This window comes from Paenibacillus sp. Soil766 (assembly GCF_001428105.1).
In the GTDB taxonomy this organism is placed as follows: domain Bacteria; phylum Bacillota; class Bacilli; order Paenibacillales; family NBRC-103111; genus Paenibacillus_E.
Map to the genome: position 1 here is coordinate 23,072 of NZ_LMSJ01000021.1, position 21,264 is coordinate 44,335.

The 21,264-nt window shown below is 41.9% G+C and carries 18 protein-coding genes; 4 read left to right on the forward strand and 14 right to left on the reverse strand.

Translation table 11 applies throughout. The features are described 5' to 3' along the window. Positions 1-45: 45 nt before the first annotated feature. The 3 genes from ASG89_RS38665 to ASG89_RS16520 all read right to left on the reverse strand — a co-directional run bounded on the left by ASG89_RS38665 (position 46) and on the right by ASG89_RS16520 (position 3,103). Complete coding sequence (locus ASG89_RS38665) at positions 46-777, reverse strand: CPBP family intramembrane glutamic endopeptidase (RefSeq protein WP_082593326.1); 732 nt, start codon at positions 775-777, stop codon at positions 46-48. 98 nt (positions 778-875) lie between these two features. Then, a complete protein-coding gene (locus tag ASG89_RS16515; RefSeq protein ID WP_057311801.1) occupies positions 876-1,331 on the reverse strand; it encodes a DinB family protein in 456 nt (151 codons plus the stop codon). A gap of 125 nt (positions 1,332-1,456) precedes the next feature. Continuing rightward, entirely contained in the window at positions 1,457-3,103 is a 1,647-nt protein-coding gene (locus ASG89_RS16520; protein WP_057311802.1) for a P-loop domain-containing protein, read from the reverse strand. Positions 3,104-3,663: 560 nt separating this feature from the next. Between ASG89_RS16520 and ASG89_RS16525 the strand changes: the two genes are divergently transcribed. Continuing rightward, entirely contained in the window at positions 3,664-4,440 is a 777-nt protein-coding gene (locus ASG89_RS16525) for a HipA family kinase (protein WP_057311803.1), read from the forward strand. Positions 4,441-4,584: 144 nt separating this feature from the next. Here the strand turns inward: ASG89_RS16525 and ASG89_RS36450 are convergent, their stop codons facing one another. Then, positions 4,585-4,836, reverse strand: coding sequence for a hypothetical protein (locus ASG89_RS36450; protein ID WP_157276683.1), 252 nt, complete (start codon positions 4,834-4,836; stop codon positions 4,585-4,587). Between the two features lie 78 nt (positions 4,837-4,914). Here ASG89_RS36450 and ASG89_RS16530 point away from each other — a divergent pair, with 78 nt between their 5' ends. Further along, entirely contained in the window at positions 4,915-5,310 is a 396-nt protein-coding gene (locus tag ASG89_RS16530) for a MerR family transcriptional regulator (RefSeq protein WP_057311804.1), read from the forward strand. Positions 5,311-5,471: 161 nt separating this feature from the next. Here the strand turns inward: ASG89_RS16530 and ASG89_RS16535 are convergent, their stop codons facing one another. Together ASG89_RS16535 and ASG89_RS16540 are read right to left on the reverse strand one after the other, a co-directional pair. Next, on the reverse strand, positions 5,472-7,238 hold the full coding sequence (locus ASG89_RS16535) for a hypothetical protein (RefSeq protein WP_157276684.1): 1,767 nt from the start codon (positions 7,236-7,238) through the stop codon (positions 5,472-5,474). 296 nt (positions 7,239-7,534) lie between these two features. Continuing rightward, positions 7,535-7,870: a DUF1801 domain-containing protein gene (locus tag ASG89_RS16540; protein WP_057311806.1), complete on the reverse strand. Its 336-nt coding sequence runs from the start codon at positions 7,868-7,870 to the stop codon at positions 7,535-7,537. A gap of 200 nt (positions 7,871-8,070) precedes the next feature. Between ASG89_RS16540 and ASG89_RS16545 the strand changes: the two genes are divergently transcribed. Beyond that, positions 8,071-9,105, forward strand: a complete 1,035-nt coding sequence (locus ASG89_RS16545) for a DUF3231 family protein (RefSeq protein WP_057311807.1) — start codon at positions 8,071-8,073, stop codon at positions 9,103-9,105. A 5-nt stretch (positions 9,106-9,110) separates the two neighbouring features. Here ASG89_RS16545 and ASG89_RS36455 read toward each other — a convergent pair whose 3' ends face one another. From ASG89_RS36455 to ASG89_RS16555, 3 genes are all read right to left on the reverse strand, one after another. Then, the gene (locus tag ASG89_RS36455; protein ID WP_157276685.1) at positions 9,111-9,278 is read right to left on the reverse strand and encodes a hypothetical protein; all 168 of its coding nucleotides are present in this window, start codon (positions 9,276-9,278) and stop codon (positions 9,111-9,113) included. A gap of 228 nt (positions 9,279-9,506) precedes the next feature. After that, on the reverse strand, positions 9,507-9,890 hold the full coding sequence (locus ASG89_RS16550; protein WP_235549795.1) for a hypothetical protein: 384 nt from the start codon (positions 9,888-9,890) through the stop codon (positions 9,507-9,509). 98 nt (positions 9,891-9,988) lie between these two features. Further along, the gene (locus tag ASG89_RS16555; protein ID WP_057311809.1) at positions 9,989-11,161 is read right to left on the reverse strand and encodes an MFS transporter; all 1,173 of its coding nucleotides are present in this window, start codon (positions 11,159-11,161) and stop codon (positions 9,989-9,991) included. 171 nt (positions 11,162-11,332) lie between these two features. On the opposite strand from ASG89_RS16555, the gene ASG89_RS16560 reads away from it, so the two are divergent. Then, positions 11,333-12,262, forward strand: a complete 930-nt coding sequence (locus ASG89_RS16560; protein WP_057311810.1) for a LysR family transcriptional regulator — start codon at positions 11,333-11,335, stop codon at positions 12,260-12,262. 87 nt (positions 12,263-12,349) lie between these two features. Here ASG89_RS16560 and ASG89_RS16565 read toward each other — a convergent pair whose 3' ends face one another. From ASG89_RS16565 to ASG89_RS16590, 5 genes are all read right to left on the reverse strand, one after another. Further along, on the reverse strand, positions 12,350-12,658 hold the full coding sequence (locus tag ASG89_RS16565; RefSeq protein ID WP_057311811.1) for a hypothetical protein: 309 nt from the start codon (positions 12,656-12,658) through the stop codon (positions 12,350-12,352). A 328-nt stretch (positions 12,659-12,986) separates the two neighbouring features. Then, positions 12,987-14,636, reverse strand: a complete 1,650-nt coding sequence (locus ASG89_RS16575; RefSeq protein ID WP_057311813.1) for a CehA/McbA family metallohydrolase — start codon at positions 14,634-14,636, stop codon at positions 12,987-12,989. A 287-nt stretch (positions 14,637-14,923) separates the two neighbouring features. After that, positions 14,924-15,550, reverse strand: a complete 627-nt coding sequence (locus ASG89_RS16580) for a hypothetical protein (protein ID WP_057311814.1) — start codon at positions 15,548-15,550, stop codon at positions 14,924-14,926. 219 nt (positions 15,551-15,769) lie between these two features. Next, complete coding sequence (locus tag ASG89_RS16585; protein ID WP_057311815.1) at positions 15,770-17,980, reverse strand: heavy metal translocating P-type ATPase; 2,211 nt, start codon at positions 17,978-17,980, stop codon at positions 15,770-15,772. A 183-nt stretch (positions 17,981-18,163) separates the two neighbouring features. Then, entirely contained in the window at positions 18,164-21,076 is a 2,913-nt protein-coding gene (locus ASG89_RS16590) for an S-layer homology domain-containing protein (RefSeq protein ID WP_057311816.1), read from the reverse strand. Positions 21,077-21,264: the final 188 nt, after the last annotated feature.

Genomic DNA, 21,264 nt, shown 5'->3' on the forward strand with positions numbered 1-21,264 from the left:
CAGATGTTAAACTATATTATCGTTTATCGTTCGTCTTTCGACCGATTATGAATTGAAAATCATACCAGTCCATACAAAAATGAGGTTCATATAGATATGCATCAGGATGGAAGCAACGATACCCTTAGATCGTATAGCAGATCCACCCATAAAGAAACCTCCAACTGAAAAGGCAATGCACACCCAAACCGAAAAGCCCAAGTTATAATGAGATATCCCAAAAAGTAGACTAGTCACAATTAAACCGTATACGTTTCCAAACCATTTGACATATTGGTTAAGTAAAACCCCCCTCCACACCCATTCCTCTAAAATTGAGTTTACCAGTGAAAAAATCAGTCCATAATACAATAAAAGCCTTAATGAGCTACTATTTAAGTCATTTGTAAAGGAATATATAAAGAAACATGATCCAACAGCCATTACAAACGCAAAAATAACAAGGAACCTCCATATCGGATCTTCTTTTCCTCGCCATATTAAAGGGAAAGAAATGCTTGCCCGGAAGTTTCCAATTCGAAGAACTTCAGAAGTGAATAATCTCTGAGGACCCAGGAAAATAAAAGGTAGAATATAAGCGATCACACTAAATCTCGAAACAATAATACGAACTTCGTTTGGCACTCCTACGGAATTACAAACAGCGTTAATCGCTTCCCTAAGAAAGTGTGAAATTGTGTAACCAATAAGAAACAGAACTAGTATTTTGAAACTTACTTGAATTAGAGTTTTTAATTGCATAATCAACCTCACAACTATTTCATGCCTATAAGTCATCCTTACGATGTATCTTTGCTAGAATTTCATTCTTTTTCTCATAAGAACCCCCGATGTACCCGAGTTGGATTCTCGTTATAGGCATAATTCAAGCCCTGTTAGGACCTCGCAAACGTGATGTAATCGACTTGGGCAGGATCTGCCAATTCGATCCTAAGTGCGCGGTTGATCTGTCCCCGGTGATATTGCCCATGTAAGAGGACCTGCAACAGGATGTCTCGAACGGACGTTCGGAATGGAACTCCGCTCTGGTTCGCATAATCGATCATCTCTTCCAAATCGGTTTCCTCAAGCCCTTCGATATAGGCGCGATATTGCTCGGCGTTTTCTTCGAACATCGTCCGGATCGCCGTCAGGTCTGCCGCTTCCTCCCATAACGAATATTGCGCGCTGCCCTTGCCCTGCAATCGGGAAAGCCAGACTCGTTCCGCGACCGCGACGTGCCGAACTAGCTTCAGAAGATCCTTGTTCTTCGTCTCACTCTCCTCGAGCGCGTCCAAGATGCGTCCGTCTGCCCAGTACAGGTGGTCCATCATGCTTTTGATCGTTTTCATTTCGGTATCCCCCTCTTCGTCTCATCGATTACTTGAACTATTCGCTACTTGGTTAAATTATCCTCCCGTTAGCGGAGCGGAGAAATCATTCTTTGATACGGGTCGTATACTCTTGGGGGCATATTCTACTTCTGAATAAAATTCAAATGTTTCATTCGGTTCATGACAGATAATACTTCATTAATTCTTGGTAATTCAAGCCATCTTTCAAAACCAGGAAAAAAAGAAGAAAATACAATATCCACGCCTTCTCTCTCCATATCTTCGAGAGCTTTTTTGATCTTCTCATGAAGAAAGATGAGGTGATCCTGATTACTTATAGCGATTTTACGAATTAAAAAGGTAATAGCTGCAAGTTGGGCTTGTGATGTAATATTGTAAAGCCCTCTGATATCAATTTGTTCATCACCTATCATGATGTATCCCATGGTTGAAACCATCAGCTTTTCTGTACCACTGCCCTGTGGATAGCTTGAAAAGTGATCGGTGGTTATTATTCTTTCTATCTCCCATTTGGTGAGGGGGATACGTTCGCGTGGTTTGTCGAGTTCACATAAATTTTTTGCTTCTTCGGTTACGTTTTTTGGCACAAAATTGTCCATCAGAATAATTTGATCAGCTACGGATAAAAATTCACCGCTGCCTCCAATAACAAGAACAGAAGATACGTGGGCAGCCTCATAGAGCTCCCTGACACGTTCCGTAAAAGGTGTAATGGGTTCACGCTTGATTAGTGAACGCATTTTGATGTCTTGAATCATAAAATTCGTCGCACTTCTGTCTTCATCAATAAGAAGAAGCTTACACCCGTAGTTGATTGCCTCCATAATATTTGCGGCTTGAGATGTGGAACCTGAAGCGTAGTCAGTTGAAAACTGTTCAGCTGATCCATTGGGTATCCATTTTATGAAAGGGGTAATATTGATATCTTTTATGGAACGCCCTTCCTCGGCTGATATTTCCATTGCACTTTGATCTGTAATCACAAATCCTCGTCCATCGCATATACAGTGATTGTAAATCCCCGAATTTAGTGCATCCAGCATTGTGCTTTTACCCGAATAACCACCGCCGGTGATGACCGTCACACCATGTTTTATTCCCATTCCTCGTATACCACAAATTTCAATTTCCATATCTACTGGGGATGTAAAAGGCAAGGCACCCTCCAGTGGCCCGCTGTTGTCTTTATTTCTTGGCAAAATGCTGCCATTCGCAATAAACGCACAATATCTACTTGCTTTCAGCCATTCGCGAATCCTATTTTGTTTTTTTACTAATTCAAAGGCAGCATTTAATTTGATGTGATCCCACTTGGCAATTAAATCCTCCACTTCTTTTGGAAGCATTTTGCAGAGCATGCGCATAGCTTTATTATTATCCTTGAATGGAAGTTGAACTGTAATCATTAAGCATAGATACCTTTTTTCCGAGGTGACTTCGACAAAAGATGCATTACGTTGCAACACCACATTCGTTGGACGAAAACAATAAAAAGCACCATTTTCTTTATCAGAACGTGACCGGTTATAAATCAATTTATTTAATGCCTCAATATGACCAACCCATTCTCTTAATGCAAAATCAGAGAGAACAACTTGGTCCATATGTTCATCTAAGCCGAGACGGTCAAAAGGTATTTTAATGGTGATACATGGTTTATCCAGAGTGAGTTTATGTGTCCGTTCAATGTAATAGGCAACATCATTATACCAATAGGTTGGGTCAGATATCGTCCCCCCTTGATCATAGTAGGAACCTTCATAAATCATACCGTAAGTTGACTGTCCGGATTGTAATTCGCGAAAATATTGAGCGAGTCTTTTAATAAAGCATCATCCTTTCATATTAAAACCACTTTTGTTGACTTGACCAACCTTTGTACAAAAAAAATAACAGCCCTCCGTAAGCGGCTGTCTTCGACCGGCATGAAACATGAAAAGTTCCTTCTGCCTACATATAAAAGCCCTGAGAGTGAATCTTACCCTCAGAGCCTAATGTATTTCGTAAAAAGATAAACTAAAAAGCAATATGAGGATAAGACGTATATTTTTTTATTGTATTCATTGTCCTCACCTCGTTACGATTTATTTTTACAACAACACAATCTTAACATTAAGATCATCCACTATATAGGGAAAGTTTAATTATAATTAACTCAAACCATGATTCATTTGAACTCTCGTTAGCGAAATGACCGTAATCCATATTTTTGATAGAGTTCACCGCGCTCTTTAACGGCAAGTTTGAAATAATATCCCTTTTGTCCATGCTCTTCAATTATTTTTGAGTATTGTAATGATAAGTGCTATCAAAAAGGAGTTGCGGAGCAATGACATCTTTAGAACCGATAAAATATTTGGAGACGTTGTCTGGTAAAGCCGCACATTTGTTGTCATTTAATGATGGGAACCGTTATGCGGTAAAATGTAAAAACAATTTCCACGGAACAAGGGAACTGGTAAATGAATTCGTAATCGCAAGATTAGGACAACAACTTTCTTTGCCTGTAGTGCCCTTTCAATTGGTGAATATGACAGAACATCAGATACAATATATTCCCAAAAAGTTTTCTTCCAAATACACTCCAGGCACACAATTTGCTAGCCTATTTATAGACAATTGCAGAGGCCTATCGAAGGAACCGCCTCATCCAGCTAAAACGGAAATCAAAAATAACCAGGTTTTAGCCGGAATTTTCGTATTCGACCGTTGGGTGCATAACTCAGACCGTACTAAAAGCAACATTCTTCTGGAGCGGTTGCCTGAAGGCAACTATGAAATTCATATGATCGATCACGGAAAATGTTTTCCTGGAGGATACAAATGGAACAAAGCAACATTGCAAAAGCACGAAAAGTTTAAAAAGGATTCCATCGTTCATATTTGGACTGTGGGTATGCTTGAAGACTCATCGATACTCTCTTCTTATATTGAACAAGTACTTGCTTTACCTGACGCCAAGATTGAAGAGGTGGTACGTGAAATACCTGGGGATTGGGGGGTGTCGAATCAAGACAGAGAGGCCCTTATTACTTATCTCATAGTACGGAAAAAATCATTTGCCGATTCGGTGTATCAATTTGCGAAAAAATATGGAAGGTCTTAATTTCTTGACAATAATGTTACCACGTTAAACTGTCATTACTTCAACAAGGCTGCTATTCATGCTGGCAGCCTTGTTTTGGTTTCTTATTTAACTAATATAAAGTTCGCTCACTTCGCGGATTCACATGTTGTTAACGTCATACGCTTAGCCCCTTCCACTCGCACAAGACATGCAACTGCATCTTGGCTTCAAGCAAGATGTTCCATTTGACTTTCGACGCTGATAAACAACAACTGCCACTGTAATAAGAACAAGTGCCAATATCACAATCACCACTGGATTTATAAAGAAAGAAGATATGCCAAGAACTGCCGCGCCACCAAGTAAAGGTATTGCACAACAAAGCGCGCATGCTCCAAGAATACCAAGCCCCGCTAACCATTCACTTTTTTTCATTTACGCCACCACCTCATTAATAATATAATTACATCATAATACTTAAAGCTAACTTTAAGTCAAGTGAGGTGAATATAAATGTCAGAACTTAGTATTGGTCAACTAGCAGCTAAAGCAGATGTGAATCCATCGACCCTTCGATATTATGAATCTATTGGACTGCTGCCAAATACAGAACGTAAAAATGGTCAGCGTCGCTATTCCGAGAGCCTTCTGGAGCGAATTACATTTATAAAAATAGCACAGCATACTGGGTTTACGATTCCAGAAATTGCGGTTTTACTTGAAGGATTTGAATCAATCCCTACATCGGATAGATGGGAAGAAATGGCGAGAGAAAAACGCGCTCAGCTTGAAGAGAAAAAGAAACAAATTAATTCGATGATTCAAATTTTAGACGATGGCTTACAATGCAAATGCCTCACCTGGTCTGAATGCTTTGATAAAATAAAGACCACCGGCACTTGTTTATAGCGAAAGGAGTATATGATTTAATCAGCTTTTCTCCACTCGCTTCACGCTCATCATGCTCTTACAAGTTGTACATAATCCGCTCATGACCTCGTTGTCCGATGTCGATCCCCTTCTACGCTGCGGAGAAAATGCAAGACTTCTTGGGTAGCAGCTCATCTCTATCAAGGAAATGTTAGCTGCTGCCCTCTATCGTTCGTACCCACACGGCCATGCAATTTAATCGCTTCCTCAACTTTGGACAACATATGAGTCCTCATAGTATTGTAGCGCTCGTTGAGAGCATTGAAAGCAGCCGCATTCGTATTCCGAAGATTGTTGTTCAAGACATTCGCGGAATAAATCGGAGCTGCCTGATCTGATTTCTGCAGATACCTATGATAGCGAGAAGCCCCGACTACCCGCGTCGAATGCAGACGTTTCATTTCATTGTTAATGCCGAACAATTCATCGCATACTTCTTCCTTCGTCTTATCCTTCACAGAAAATGTCGCATTAGGAGGGACCGAATCATTAAATGTTGTATAATGATCACTATCGACGCCGACGATATTCTCACCAGCTATTCCAAGATAGGTAAGCCAATTCTCGCGTTTAACCGCGCACTGCTGTGTGTGAATATTTTCCATGTAATCAAGTGCTTCACTGTTTGTATAACTTGGCCGTTCACTGAGCTTTTGAAATATTTTGAGAAGAGTACCTTGCAGCAGCTTTGGTCTATCTCCATCCGCATAATTCCGAAATAAATCAGCCAATCCTTCCAATTTTTTCGCCAGTTTGATCGCCTTCTGAGCCAGATTCTTCGCTTCTGCCCAGTTTTTGTTTCTAAATTCGGCTTGTGCTTTCTGGCGACAATCATTCATCATTCCCAAATCGCCATCATCGTCTTGAATCTTGAGTCTAGCAAATTCTAAAGTCACTTTTTTGAAATTCGGAAATTCAATTGATAGTTCCTCGAATTTGTTTTTGTTCGCTTTTGCCGACGATACTTGGCTCCGAAGCTTATCAATTAACTGTGAGCTCTTCGAAGCACTCTCTCCCGCCTCGATCCATTGCTTATTACTCGCCTTCTCATCAGCTGAAGTAGTTTCGGTCGAAATGTCGTCCGGGACTGCGATTCCTAATTCACCTGCACTTGTGAACAGGTCATCCTCATTAGCTTTTACGTGTGAATCTTTCATTTTATCATAGTTCGTTTTTCCCTTTTTCTTGTCGGCCAATTCTTTCTGAAGATCCTTTACAAAAGTTGAGAGTTCAGTGATTAGGATTTGAGCTTGATTGAATTTTTCTTGCACTTGCGCTACATTATTCTCGATATTAGTCTTAATGTTATCATCAAATACTTTGTCATTCGCCAACTCCTGCAACCTTCGTTGCATTCCTCTGACAGATCGCGGGATTTCGGGTTTTGGCTTCAAAATATCAGTCTTATACGCCTCAATAATAGCTGTCATTGTAGTAACACTTGCTTTCTTGAACAATGTAATTTCACCTTGCTTTGCCATCATGGCTCTTAGCGAAGTAGTTACAGTATCCTTCACCATTTCATCAGTACCAAGGTTCCTAATCTCTTTCATATGATTCTTTGCTTCATTCACCCATTGGATCAGACTATCTTCTTGGGCTGAGGCTTGGAGCATCAATTTCGTTGAATTGCGTTTTTTTTCACTGTCATAAGCGTTATAAACATCTTGAGGAATTGCCCTGCGCTGAATCGCCGCTTGTTGCGTTGCTTGAATCTGAATTCCCTCGCTGGGCCCACTGCTAGGCCGTGACGATTGCATCTTGCTCTGCATCAGATGACCAACAGCACGATTTCCTATTGTTCGCTGCAAACTTAGTGCATGTGCGGTCGTTAGGCTATTTCCACGAAATCCCTGGGAAAACTGCTCCATCCTTCCAGAATCCGCAGAAGTTCGGTCTTGATTCATTCCAGACGGGGCGGAATGGGATGGCGTTGACCTTGTATCCATTTGAGAGCGCATTCGTTATCCCCTATTCGTGATGAGAATTTATTACATATTTAGACATTTCAAAGTTAATGCTACCATATTGCAAGCACCTCTCGAATAGGTCTAAAGATCTAAGATGGATATATTAACCATATGGAGTTTCCGCTACCACCATCTCGGGAAGCCCAAAGGAGCCCGTTACTTTAATAAAAAGGGAGCTGCTGCCGGCTGCGAGCTGCTCCCTTAATATTTTATCATCGTTTATACGATCGAATTTATAGCTTGTCAGAGGCTTGCTTCAGAAACCCGGACAAAGTGATGAGATCTGGCGTGCTTCCTTCTTTTAATTTAATCCACTTTCGTTCAGCAGGCCCTTCGAATTCTTTCGGAAAGTCTATTCCGTTAGCATTCATGATCATAAATGCAATAGCATCCTTGGAAGGCGAAATGACGGCTGCATAATGTCCATTTTTCAGAAAGTGTGGTTTCTTGTATTGAATGCGTTCTTCAGCTTCCGGAATCGTCTCGTGAACCATGTTCCGCAGGATTGAACTGATATCTGCTTGCCATTTCGGTAGATTTTCTATGTAGGTCGTAACTTCCTGGTTCATTCTTCAATTCCCTCCAATTGTTAATATTTTACTTGCAATAAAAGTATACTGTTGCTTGAATATTCCCGTCAATGCTGTAAACTCCCTGTTACTTCAGCAAAGTAGAAAGTGTGCAACTGAATCTGCCAAAATATTGTGTTCGGTATATGATTTCGAATGGAGGAAAATACTAATCAAAAAATAATTAAGGAGTTTTTATCATGGAACTAATTAAACCCATCCGGCTTGGTTCAACTAAATCAAATATCAATGAAAAACTAACATCAGCAGAAATGGGAAAACTTTGGGCAACATATATGGGAAACAGCATGTCAAAATGTATTTTAAACTATTACCTTCAACACGTTGAAGACGAAGAGATCAAAACTTTATTAGAGAATGCACTAAAATTATGCGAAGAATTATTGAAAACTACGAAAGATTTTTTTGTAAAAGAAAACTTCCCAATTCCTAATGGTTTTTCGGAAGAAGACGTTAACCTTGGTGCTCCTCGTCTTTTTGAAGATGTATATTATGTACATTACTTGAAATATGTTTGTAAAGCAGGAATGAGTATTTATAACGTAGCCGTTCCACTTGTTTATAGGAAGGATGTCCAGGAGTTTTTTATTTATTGTATGAATTCCACCATGTCTTTGATGGGACAAATCAACGATATCTTAATGAATAAAGGATTAATCATTAAACCACCCATTATCCCGGTTCCTGATCGAGTAGAATTTATTCAAGAAAGTTTTTTAAATGGCTTTTTGGGTCATGTACGTCCTTTACACGCCTTAGAAGTAGCTCATTTGTATGATAATATTGAAAACAATACAACAAGCAAAGCATTAATCATGGCATTTAGCCAGGTAGTAAAATCAGAAAAGATTCGAAAATTGTTTATAGACGGTAAAGATTTGACTCATAAAAGCATTGAACAATATATGGAAAAACTACATAATGAAAATTTGCCTTCACCATCATATCTTGACCATTTGGTTACAACATCAACGTTTTCTCCATTTTCAGATAAAATCATGTTATTTCATAAGATTGACATGTTTTCTATGAAAATTAGAGCGTTTGGAAATTCTGCAGCTGTAAGCGGAAGACATGATATGAGCGCCCTCTATGCAAAGTCACTAGTTAAAATCGCATCATTTGTTGAAGATGCAGCGAAGATTTTGATTGACAACGGATGGATGGAGCAACCACCTTTTGCTGTTGATAGAGATAAGATAGCGTCTGAATAAAGGCGTTAGTAACTCAGTGACAGATAAAAGTAATCGATCGTAACAAAATTCGTGCCAAAATAAGTTTCAAAACCTTGCTTTGTTTTTTCTTGGCTTTTAGGATACATAACACCTGCAATTATTTTCCCATCTTGACATGTAATTTTTTCAGATTTCCATCCGCCACTACCCATCCGATTTCCACCTAACTTGTTGTGCACCATTAGTTTATAGCAATTCTCGAATTAGGAGGATAACCGAATCCCTGATTGTTGTAGTTAAGATGAGGTCAATTGACAACAACAAAACCATCGCTAATTAGTAGCGACGGCCAGATTCATGGTTTCATTTGGGTAATGTTCAAAAAACACTTGATTGCTTGAAGAATAACATTAATAGCTGACGCCTATATCTTCCCTTCATTACTTACGCTGAAGCAGCAAGCGCCAGCTGTCGGAACGACTCAAAGTTCTGGTGTTATTGGCCGTATTTACAGCGCTAATAAGCAGGAATATCGTCAATTCAGACCCGGTTGTGTTGTTAACCAGTACTTTATTGGGGGTTAGATCGCCAGCCCCACCTCTTGCAATAAACACTCCTGGTGAAGGCTCAGCCTCTATTTTGATAGCAAAGGCTTCGTTATTGAGTAAATAGTTAAGATTTCTCAATATGAGCTTTTGACGACTTTTCACCCGAATCACGATCTGCTGGAGCAGTACCGTTTTTCGGGCTCCCACTGCAATTGATGTATTTCCTCCTACGATTCCACTTAGTTGAATCAACATCCCCACCTCCAAGAAACTCATACTTTATCATATTCAGTATGTTTCATTAGGAGAGGGTTTTTGGTAGATACTACTGAAAAAAGGTTAAAGCCTATTTAGTAGAGTTATCTCAGTATTTCTTATCCTAAAAGTTGTCGTTTAGAGGTAATCTTTAAGTTCCTTAGAAGAATAGTTACCAGACCCAGTAATAATGAAAGTATTCCCACTAATATAACGTATTGTGTACCCATTCCTGATATAAATAGCCCGCCTACGGCTGAACCCAGTGTTGTTCCTACATTACAGGAAGCTATAAATATGCCATTTGCAAAGTCAGGCGCTTCAGGAGCTGCAGATGCAATCAAATATTGATTTATATTGGCCATTATTCCTCCAGCCAATATACCCCAAATGAAAGTGACAATTGCCATTGGTACGGTAAATTGCCCCGCGAAGATAAAAATAATGTAAACAGCACCCATGAACAAAGGAAAAAATATTACAGGCTTCATGGCATTACTAGATAGTAATTTACCTGCGACAAGATTCCCAATAATATTGGCTGCACCGAAAATGAATAGCGTAAGACTTATGACATTCGGAGGCATGTGCGTTACTGTTTTTAGATAATCTGTAATATAACTATAAACTCCGAATACAGCAGAATTTAATAAAACGACAGTCACGATGGAAAGCCAAACAATCGATTTTTTTAATACGGAAAGTTGTGTACGATACGAAAGCCTCTCTTCTATTGGCATAGATGGTACGAAGAGCAATGTAGCCATGAATACAATACAGTTAACCACGGCAAAGAATGCCATCGCCATTTCATACGAAAAGGCACTATCGATAAAACTGGCAATCGGTACGCCGGCTACCATACCAGCAGAAACTCCAATAAATACTTTAGAAACAGCTTTTGGCGCTTCTTCTTTACTTACTGAGGAAGCAGCTGCTGTAAACGCCATGGAACAATAAATTGGATGAAAGAAACCCAAAATTATACGAAGAATTAGAAGCATGGTAAAGTTAGTTATAAAGATAGATGCAATATTTCCTAAAACGAAAACACCTAATACAAGTAACATGACCTTTTTGCGATTTATTCCAGAAAACAATAACGGCATCGTAGGACCAGATACGGCAATCGCAATTGCAAAAAGACTCACCGTCAATCCTGCTTTTGTTATGCTGACATGAAAGTGGTCAGCAATGGAAGGCAATAACCCAATAACCCCCATTTCGGTATTTAAGATACCGAAAACACCGATTGTTAGTATTAATATCAGTAATTTCTTTTGATTCTCCATAATCTCCTCCAAATTGCCTCTATAAGAAAAGTGCTCCCGCTGTTGTTTCATCCTTCGAAACTTATTGTAGATATTTATTCCCCATATAACAAATACTTATATCTCATATCATGATATGCTTAATAAGCATTTCATCTAGAGATACTACAAATAAAAAAAGGAGGAGCGTTTATGGAACTGAGAGTTTTGCGATATTTTCTTACAGTTGCAAGAGAGGGAAGCATTACAGGTGCTGCTGATTTTTTGCATCTCACACAACCAACCTTATCAAGACAATTAAAAGACCTTGAACAAGAATTAGGTAAAAAGTTATTTAATCGCAGTAGTCACAATATCATTCTGACAGATGAAGGAATGCTCCTACGGAAGAGAGCAGAACAAATCGTTAATATGGTCGATAAATTAGAGAGAGAATTCAGTTCCATGGAAGAAATAGTAAGTGGTGATGTATACATTGGGGGTGGGGAAACTTACGCCATGAAGCAAATTGCACACGTAGTAAAGGAGTTACAGTTAAATTATCCAAAAATACGGTATCACCTGTTCAGCGGCAACGAGGACGATGTGACTGAGCGGCTTGACAAAGGCTTGCTTGACTTTGGTATTTTAATAGATCCTGCAGATTTATCGAAATATAATTATATAAATATTCCAGAAAAAGATGTCTGGGGCGTTGTCATGAGGAAAGACAGTCCTCTTGCTGTAAAGGATACCATTCAAGCCGCAGATTTATTGCATCTTCCACTAATCTGTTCGCGCCAGGCAATCCAACAGACATTGTCTAAAAATGAATTTGTGGATTGGTTTGGTGAAGATTTTGAAAAGCTAAACATCGTGACTACATACAATCTTCTATATAATGCTGCCATCCTGGTCGAAGAGGGCATCGGCTATGCAGTAACCATTGATAAAATTGTGAATACGTCTAGTGAGAGTAAACTTTGTTTTAGACCGCTAAAGCCAAGACTTGAATCTGGCTTAAATCTTGTTTGGAGAAAACATCAGGTTTTTTCCGTTGCTGCTGACATGTTTTTAAATGAAATCAAAGAGAGTTTTTCAAATTTATCCTTAGATGCACAGGAAGAGGTCCAGCGTCGCTAAACCGCACCGCTCTCTTCAAAGAGGAATGCAGTATTTTCACCAGTAGCTTTTACACGGATACCTTTATCCACTATCGAAATAACCCTTCTATTTTGATGCTTTAAAATAGATATCATTTTTCTTAATAGCTATAGCTTTCCGTTGATCAACACCAACTATTTTATATAGTTTGCTCCATACTTCCGCATCATTTGCTTCACCATTATTTTTAGGCAAAGGACGTATTCTTTTACTTGTCTCACCTATTTGTTCTCCAATATCCTTTAACGGCACGCTTTCAGCAGATACACTATAAATAACATCCCCCCACATGACTTGAGCGGGATAAGAACCTTTGGACTGATTACAAGCAGTAAGCAATGAAAGGATAATGAACATGGAAATCACTTTTTTCATATTAGTCACCTCAATAGAATAAACCTAAGGACGGTCTAATCAAATATCATATATTATTTGAATAGCCCCATCCGCATGAATCATTTCCTTGCCAAATAATGAAGGTTACAGTCCTCCTTATAATTGGTATTACCAATTTTCTCCATTTGATTCAATATTTCCTTCAAATAAACATTTGTAACTTTCCTAACCGCTGCTTTAACGTATTCAGGGAGCAGCTGCCGCGAGGCGATCTGCTCCCTGATTATTATGCTATCGTTGCGCGTTAGAGAATTACGTAGAGTGGCCAACACGATGGATCCGCATCCTGATATCTACGAATTACTCTTTATCTAGCCTCAATAAATACAGGGTTGCTAATTGCTCTGAATTCCCTGCCTTTTTCTACGGTTACTACAATCCATTTAACTTGACCCGCAGCAATGTCAGGAAGTTGCAAACTATAATCATAGACACCCTCCACGCCTTGAGCTTCGCTTTCTGTGTCAACAAGTCGATTCGTAAGTGTAAAGTACGTTCGTTGCTCGCCATTCGTGAACAAGCAAAGTCTATCCAGTGGAACGTTAGACAAAAGCGTAATATCAACGCTAACTGACGTTTTATCGGTTATAAGTGTTTCCCCAGGGCCTTTCCCCTCCAAAGAAACCTTCAGCAACGGCCCGCTCGTCAAAAAGCTATGTCCTTTGCGCAGGGCATTCAAAGTCGATTCTACCGTCAATGCCTGTTCTACTTGGATAACCGTCTGCACGCAACCGCTTCCTAAGCGATTTTCTGCCCACTCCTCCATAATAGGCGTTGTTTCTTGAAGCACCTCTATGAGATAGCGTATGATATCCTGGCGTTCAGCTGGAAGAGAGTCAACTAATTGATTGCCACTAGCGATTATCCATGAAAATTTTTCGAGTAGTCCGTGAAAGTCATCTACCCAGATATTGTGAGTATCACTGCCACTAGTAGCTGCAACATAACGCCCTTCTTCAAGCAACGACATCCAGAAATTAAAAGCGTCATAGTTAGGCGTACCTGGGATCATCGGGTTGGAGCCATTCCATATTTCAATCGTATCAAATATTTCGACCATATCCCTAAACTTCGGATCTAATGATATCGCAGGATTCCTGTCACACGGGTGATTGATCTGCGGAAGACCTCCAAGAGCTCTGATTTCATCCGAAGTCCGAATATGTTCTTGGCGCAAATATGGTTCTGTACGTTCTTCCTGTTTCGGTATTTTGTAAATAACGTCTGAATGTACACCGAGTGACAGTACATGTCCATTGGTCGTAGAGATCTCTTTGGAGACAATTGGTAAAAATGAGCTGGTAGCTGTAGCAAGCCACTGTTGATGATTTTTAATATTGTGATGATCGCTTAACGCACCATAAGCAAGCCCTGCTGCTTCCATAGAAAATGCCACTTGTTGCGGTGACTCAATAACGTCATCCGTACCACCGTGAAGAGGACTTGAGTAAACGCTGTGATGATGCAAGTCTCCAGCATACCAGCCTTCTCCACTCCAATCCGCCATTTGTGGAAGGCTAATTTGGCAATTTAGCTCCTCATTTGCGTTAATGAAAATTTCTTGCTTCACAATCTTGTAAGATGGGCCTTTAGAGACTTCGAGCAAATATCTAGCACTAGGAAGGGGCAACGTAACTGTCCCACCCGGCAACGTATATTCACGGATAAAATCAATTCTATTGTTTGCCTGAGAGATAGTTTCCATCGTTTCGCTAGCAAGCATCGGGAACAGCTTTACTTGCGCGATCATTCCGATACCATTGGTATCAGATACGGTTAACTTGAGTGTTCCTTCCGCTTGCGAAGCAGGTTTTGTTTGAAAAACAAATCCTCTGTTTGTTAGTTCCTCTTCCAAAAACTGTAGAGCCTCTAACAGAGCAGGCGGTGAATACCGCGGCAAGCCACTTTCATTTGGCATAATACTGCTGGCTGCTTGCAAATACTTTTTCATGACCATATGTAGTTCTCCTCTTGAAAAAATGACTGTTTATAATCAATTCCATCCTTTGTTATAAATTATAAACAATTGCGTAGAAAATCCCTCTATAAATAAATTAGTTTTTATTATGATTTTATTTGAACTTTCGTTCAATCGGGCTATCGTAATGGCGGATTGGGTAAATTCCGTTCAAACCATTATTTAGAGACAGAACGTATCATTATTGGTGAGATTCATGTGAAAAATACCTTCTATTGTGATGGCATGCGAGACTGTATAAATACCGGGTGATGATTCGATTGCTTTTAACGTTGCAGCTCTGTGTGTTCAAGCTGATCCTCTATCCATCGTGATGGTAGATCTTTCACTGTTAAAGTTTGATAAAGAATGATCACCGCGATCAGTATAATGGCATCCATGAACAAGATCATCAGCAAGGGATGCTCCTCCATAATCATAACGCCAAGCATTGCCCCCATCATGCCGCTCATCACTCCAGATAACATGCCGTCCAGTGCAGCGAGCCAACTATGAGCATAACCTGCATAAATTCCGACCGATACACCGATCGTTACGCCAATAACTGTCGCATAGAATAAGGACTGCAACCAAATTCCGCTGACCGTTCCAACCATCAGTCCAACCATCATCGCTACAGCCATGGCTGCCATCATAATGGTCATCTTACTGAGCTTCGCTGCATTAGTTCGGAGACGCATGGTTAAAGCAGATGCCCCGATCGTTACAGCTAGGCCGGATATAACTCCGACAATAATAAGCCCTGTAACGGAATTGCCGTTTGTGCCGCTGACAGAAGTGTCAGTTCCGTGTGTATGATCGTGCTCCGCTGCTAACGCAAACGGTGAAATCATGAGTGTAGTGATCAAAAGCATAAATATAAATAAGGCCAGTATTACGCGGTTCTTTTTCATTTTATCAAACACCTCCACATTGATTAGATTTATACCTATTCTCACTATCATAGTCGCTTGTTTGCAAATTAGTCTGACTCGAACGAGCTATTTTTAGCTGTTTCTTACCTCAATTACTATACGCAATAATAAAAAGTTCAACATGGCTCATACGAGCTATACGTATACAATAAACAAACAGGCCAACTCATTCCAAAAGGAATCCGTTGGCCTGACTTATTATTGCAATTTCTTTTTCTGCAATCGAAGCGCATTTGCAACAACAGAGACAGAGCTTAAGGCCATAGCTGCTCCTGCGATCCAAGGCGTAAGTACACCCATAAATGCGAGTGGAATCGCAAAAACATTGTAAACGAGTGCAAAGATTAAGTTCTGACGAATGTTACGCATGGTAGCGCGGCTGATTTCGAATGCTGCTGTTACGCCTCGCAAATCACCATGAAGCAAATTGATGTCGGCTGTTTCTTTGGCTACATCCGTGCCTGTGCCGACAGCAATGCCGATGTCCGCCGCGGCTAAAGCAGGTGCGTCGTTAATTCCATCACCGACGACTGCTACTTTTTTCCCCTGTTGCTGAAGCTTCTTCACAATATGAACTTTATCTGTAGGTTTCATTTCCGCATAAACGATGCGTACCCCCGCTTGAGCTGCAATCGTATCAGCGGTTTGACGATGATCACCCGTTAACAAGGCTACCTCCAGCCGCCTCTTTTTCAATTGTCTAATCGCTTGTGGTGAAGTAGGCTTTAGTGTATCCGTCAATACAAACATTCCTGCATAAGCACCATCAATCGCAACGTGGAGCACGGATTTCCCTTCAAGAGTCCAGCGATTTGCCAAATCAGAATACGTTCTGTTGTCAATTTGGTGTGTATTCATGAAGTCAATTGAGCCGACAAGCACCTCTTGTCCATCAACAGTAGCTTTCACGCCTTGTCCAGGTAACGATTCAAAAGTATCAGGTTCTCTAACTGTTACATGCTGTCGTGCCGCTTCACGAAGAATTGCTCCGGCGAAAGGATGCCTCGACTTCAGCTCCGCAGCAGCAGACATACGCAATAGCTTCATCTCTTGGCTGGAGATTGAAAGTAGCGACATGACAGTAGGCGTTCCATAAGTAACTGTGCCCGTTTTGTCTAACAATACAACATCAATCTGCGCCATTTGCTCCACATACTTGCCTTCGCGAAACAAGATACCCGACTGCAAAGCTCTGCTTGTGCCAACTAGGATCGAGATAGGTGTTGCGAGACCGAGTGCGCATGGACAAGCAATTACTAATACAGCGATAGCTTTAAACATCGCGCCTGTGGTATCTCCCGGTGAAAGCACATACAACCAGCTTAGAAACGTAAGCATTGCTAATAGAACGACTGTTGGCACGAATACCGCCGTAATCCGGTCAGCATAGCGCTGAATACTTGCCTTAGAGCCCTGTGCTTCTTCAATGTATCGTATTATTTTAGCCAAAGCAGTTTCTCCCTTAGCAGCCGTGACTCTCATCAGGATCATTCCTTCAACATTACGAGAACCTCCTGATACGTTGTCATGGACTTGCTTGAGAACGGGTACTGCTTCTCCAGTCAAATGAGCTTCATCCATTATCGCACGCCCCTCGACCACAACCCCGTCTAAAGGAATCAATTCACCTTCCTCAACCTGAAGGATGTCGCCGACGCAAATCTTGTCTAACGCGACAAGCTCCAAAGACCCTTTATCCAGCCTATGCGCGGTTTCCGCTTCAAGCTTGCGAAGTAGGTGAATTGCCCTAAGACTTCTCTTCTTTGCAGTGGCTTCTAGCCATTTTCCAAAAAGAACTACAGTGATCATCATCGCACTAGACTCAAAATAGATGCCATGCGGATTGGGGATTCCCGTTTTTAGAGCATGTAGCGTCATATAGTGGCTGTACATGTAAGCACAAGTTGTACTGAGGACAACGAGCACATCCATTGTGGCGGTTTTGTTCTTTAGTGCTTTGAAGGCATTAAAATAAAATGGCCCGCCAATTACAAATTGAATCGGAGTTGCAAGCAACCATTGAAACCAAGGAGCAAGGAATAGTTCTGGTATCCATATTTCTGATGTCCAAGCATAATGGCGGACCATAGCCCACATAATTGGAATTGTGAGAAATGTCGAGATGAGGAGCCTAATGGTTAAGGCTCCTCCCTCATCAACATGTTGTTTATCATATTCTTCGTATGTTCTTGCACCATAGCCCAATTGTTGTATGCGCTCAATAATGATTTCTTCATCAGAGAATGCAGACTCCAGTTGCAAAGTAGCACGTCCTAATGGCAAATTCACTGCAATCGACTGAACGCCGGAAAGCTTGCCTATAACTTTTTCTATCCTAGCTGAGCAGGCTGAGCAGGTCATCCCTTCGATTTGCAGTGTAACTTTCTTTGGGACTGTCGTTACGCTCACGATCATGCCTCCCTTGTACAAGTTCATCCTATTTGCAACTATATGGGATACGAGAGGTGAACATTCATAAAATTATGAAAAAGAGACTTCCAAAGTATACCTGGAATCGTACTAATAAAGTGAATTCCAATCCGTCCCCCTCCGCTAGGTCGACAAAAAGCCGCCGGACAAATGCCGGCGACTCTATAAAGCTAGATTGATATAGTTTTTCACAATTGTAATTGTAATTGGATTTACAACCTTCTGGCCATCGCTAGGATGGGTATACTTCAGCCCGCTGATCGTGAAGGTATATGTCGTCCCGCTAGTAAACTTTCCATGATGAATGATGACATAATGATTACTATAGATATCGACAACCTGTGCTCCATCCATACCGGTCACTACTGCGTTCAAATGCGAATTGTCATCAAGAAAACCGTTTAATTCAACGATGAAATACTCGCGAGAGTCGCTGGACGGGATGGTGAATTTTTTATCTGTATCCCATGAAATGGGAACATAGGAATGGCCCGGAACGACTGTCCCCGTGTCGCTGGTCCAGATCTGTCCGCTCGCAGAATAAGTCAAAGTCCCATCAAAGACAGTTACTTCAAAGCTAGCAGTGAACCCGCTATACATCGCGGTCACCGTTGTAGTTCCGGCTGTTCCCTTGGTAAGCAAGCCAGATGCAGAAACATTCGCCACAGTTGGGTTCGAGCTAGTCCAACCAGTCGCCTGAGACGTCACATTCACCACACTGTAATCACTAAGTTTGGCCAAGATCTCGAGCTGGTAGGTGGAGGATGTTACGGTAACCTTCGGTTCATACACAACTTTGGTGACGGTAGGCGTGACCGATTCCTGAGCTTGCACCGTTACATTGAACATTCTTGCGGACGAGTATCCCAACTTGGACACCGTTGCCGTAAGTGTAACGATAGCATCGGGACTTCCAAACTTAGGACGTTGTACGCCCCCGCTCGAACTAATAATAGATGAATCGCTAGACATCCATACGATCGCAGTTCCTTTTGTCCCCGTCGTCGGCAAGGAAATAGTGCCGGTCACCTTGGATGGTATGGTCAAGAAGGCTTCATCTTGTTTTACCTCCCCTTTGAGCTCGGCCACGGTCGTCTGCATACTGGTAAGCTTGCTTAAGTTAGAGATGTCCGTATCTTCGGCTCCGAAGGTTTTGGCTTGCTTAACAAATTCAGCTGCTTTATCAATGAAGCCCTGAATCTCTTCCGAATAAACGGTGAAATCGCCGATGGCGTCGATTGCAGCAATAGCGTTGTCTAGCGCTTTCGCCTTAACGGAACTTTTGATGGAATCTGAGAGTTTGACTCCACCGCTCCCTTCGATTTTGGTCTTCGTAATGGCTTCCGGGTCGCCTGATAATGTCACTGTCGAACTGGCTTGGATCGTCCCGATGTTGGTTCCGCTCTCCAGATTTAATGCCGCCCCATCCGCTGACTCATCCACATCGACCGTCTCGATTGTACCGGTGCCTTGGATTGATAAGTTTGTATTGTTACCGGTCAAACTAACCTTTGAAAGGGTGGTACCAGTGCCCGATTGAATGGTAGAGTTTTGACCGACTTTCAAGTTCTTAATCACTGTGGGTTGGGAATTCCCCGTACTCGGAGGGGCTAACTTGAGGGTCGAACCCGGTGCATTCACTTCTACATCGCCTTCTATATTCCCCTTCAGCGTCAGCGACTTCCCGGCTGCTCCTGATGCGAGCTTGATTGTTCCGAGTTTCCCCGTGGACGACGAAGATTCCAGCACGCCTTGCGATTCAACCTCAATCTCAGTGACATCCGTTCCGTCTTGCGCTTCAATACGGACGTCTTTTCCGCCATTATTGATGGCGTTCACCCTCAATTGCTTAATAACCGTTTGTTGCAGCTTGATCGTGCCGTCTTTTCCGGATAACACGACCAAGCGTTCAGGTTCAATGTTGCGAAGCGTCACTTCGCCTTCCGGACCTGGATCAAGAGTTAGCGTGCCAGTAATCACAGTTCTTAACCCGCTATCATTGCTAGGCCCGAAAATGCCGGAGGACATAATCGTCACATTCGTCAACGGTTCCCCCTTTGACAGCAAGTCGGCCACATTGATCTGCTCTTCTGAGCCCGTATCACCGCCGGTGGAAACCGAAGCAGCTCTCGCACCGGTAAGCGTTTGGCCTGTATCTTTCCCTTTAAAGATCAGCTTGTACACAGTACCGCCAATTTGAGGTTCCGTTGTCAGCTTCACAACTTTCTCGTTTCCTGCCTGTAGAGAAGCGGCTTGAACCTGAAGCTGAGGTTCGAAACGGAAGTCATCGGCATTCGCAGCCTTAAGCGTCGAATCAAACGATACTTGAACCGTAGTGGGGTTTAGAACGGAAACCGCCTGGATACTCGCCTCTTTGGAAGGCGTCTCTATTAATGATAATTGGTCACCACGTTCCTGATAAGTAACTCGGTTCGTATAGAACTCGTATGCCATATGAGCCAACTCTTGCCGTACGACCGCAGCTTTCGGGTTCAATGCTAACCGTCCACCAGGCTGTTCGATTCCTTGCACGAGGCCGATCCGAACGGCGAGCGCGACCGCTGGCTTCGCCCAATCCGCCACATCGGAAAAGTCGGAAAACCCAGTCTCCCATTGCTGTTCTTTAGCGGTTTTCTCCAACCCTAAGGCGCGAATATAAAACACAATCAATTCCTCACGGGTTATCGTAACATCGGGAGTAAATCGGTCGGTCGCCGTCCCGTTTGCAATTCCAGCTTGCACCAAGGCGCCGACGTCTCCTTTGTACCAAGCCTTGGAGTCAATATCCCGAAACACATCGGCTCCCCCCGGGTTTGTCTTTAGCCCCGCCGTGAGGACGATCACTCTAGCTGTCTCGGCACGAGTTGCCGTGTTATTCTGGCGGAAGGTCCCGTCTTCATAACCGGTTATAATGCCCGATTTCACCAACTGGTCAATCTCTAGCTTGGTGTAGGGGTAAGATGCTTCAATATCCGTGAAACCGGCTGCTGTGCTTTCAGCCGAGGTTGAAAGTCCATTCCCCAACAGCAGCGTCCCCACTAGCAGTACACTATAAATACGTCGTCCTTTTCCCATGTCGCTCCCCTTCGTCATAGTTAATCTTATTGTGAATTAGCATAAATATCCTAGATTTACTATGCCTTAAGGCCTATTTTATGTCAATAAAAATCGTCAGTTTCAGACAAAAAACACCAACTAAAACATAAAAAAACCGCGCTGCACGCGGATCTCTAAAGATATATCGTCTGTACAACACATACCGA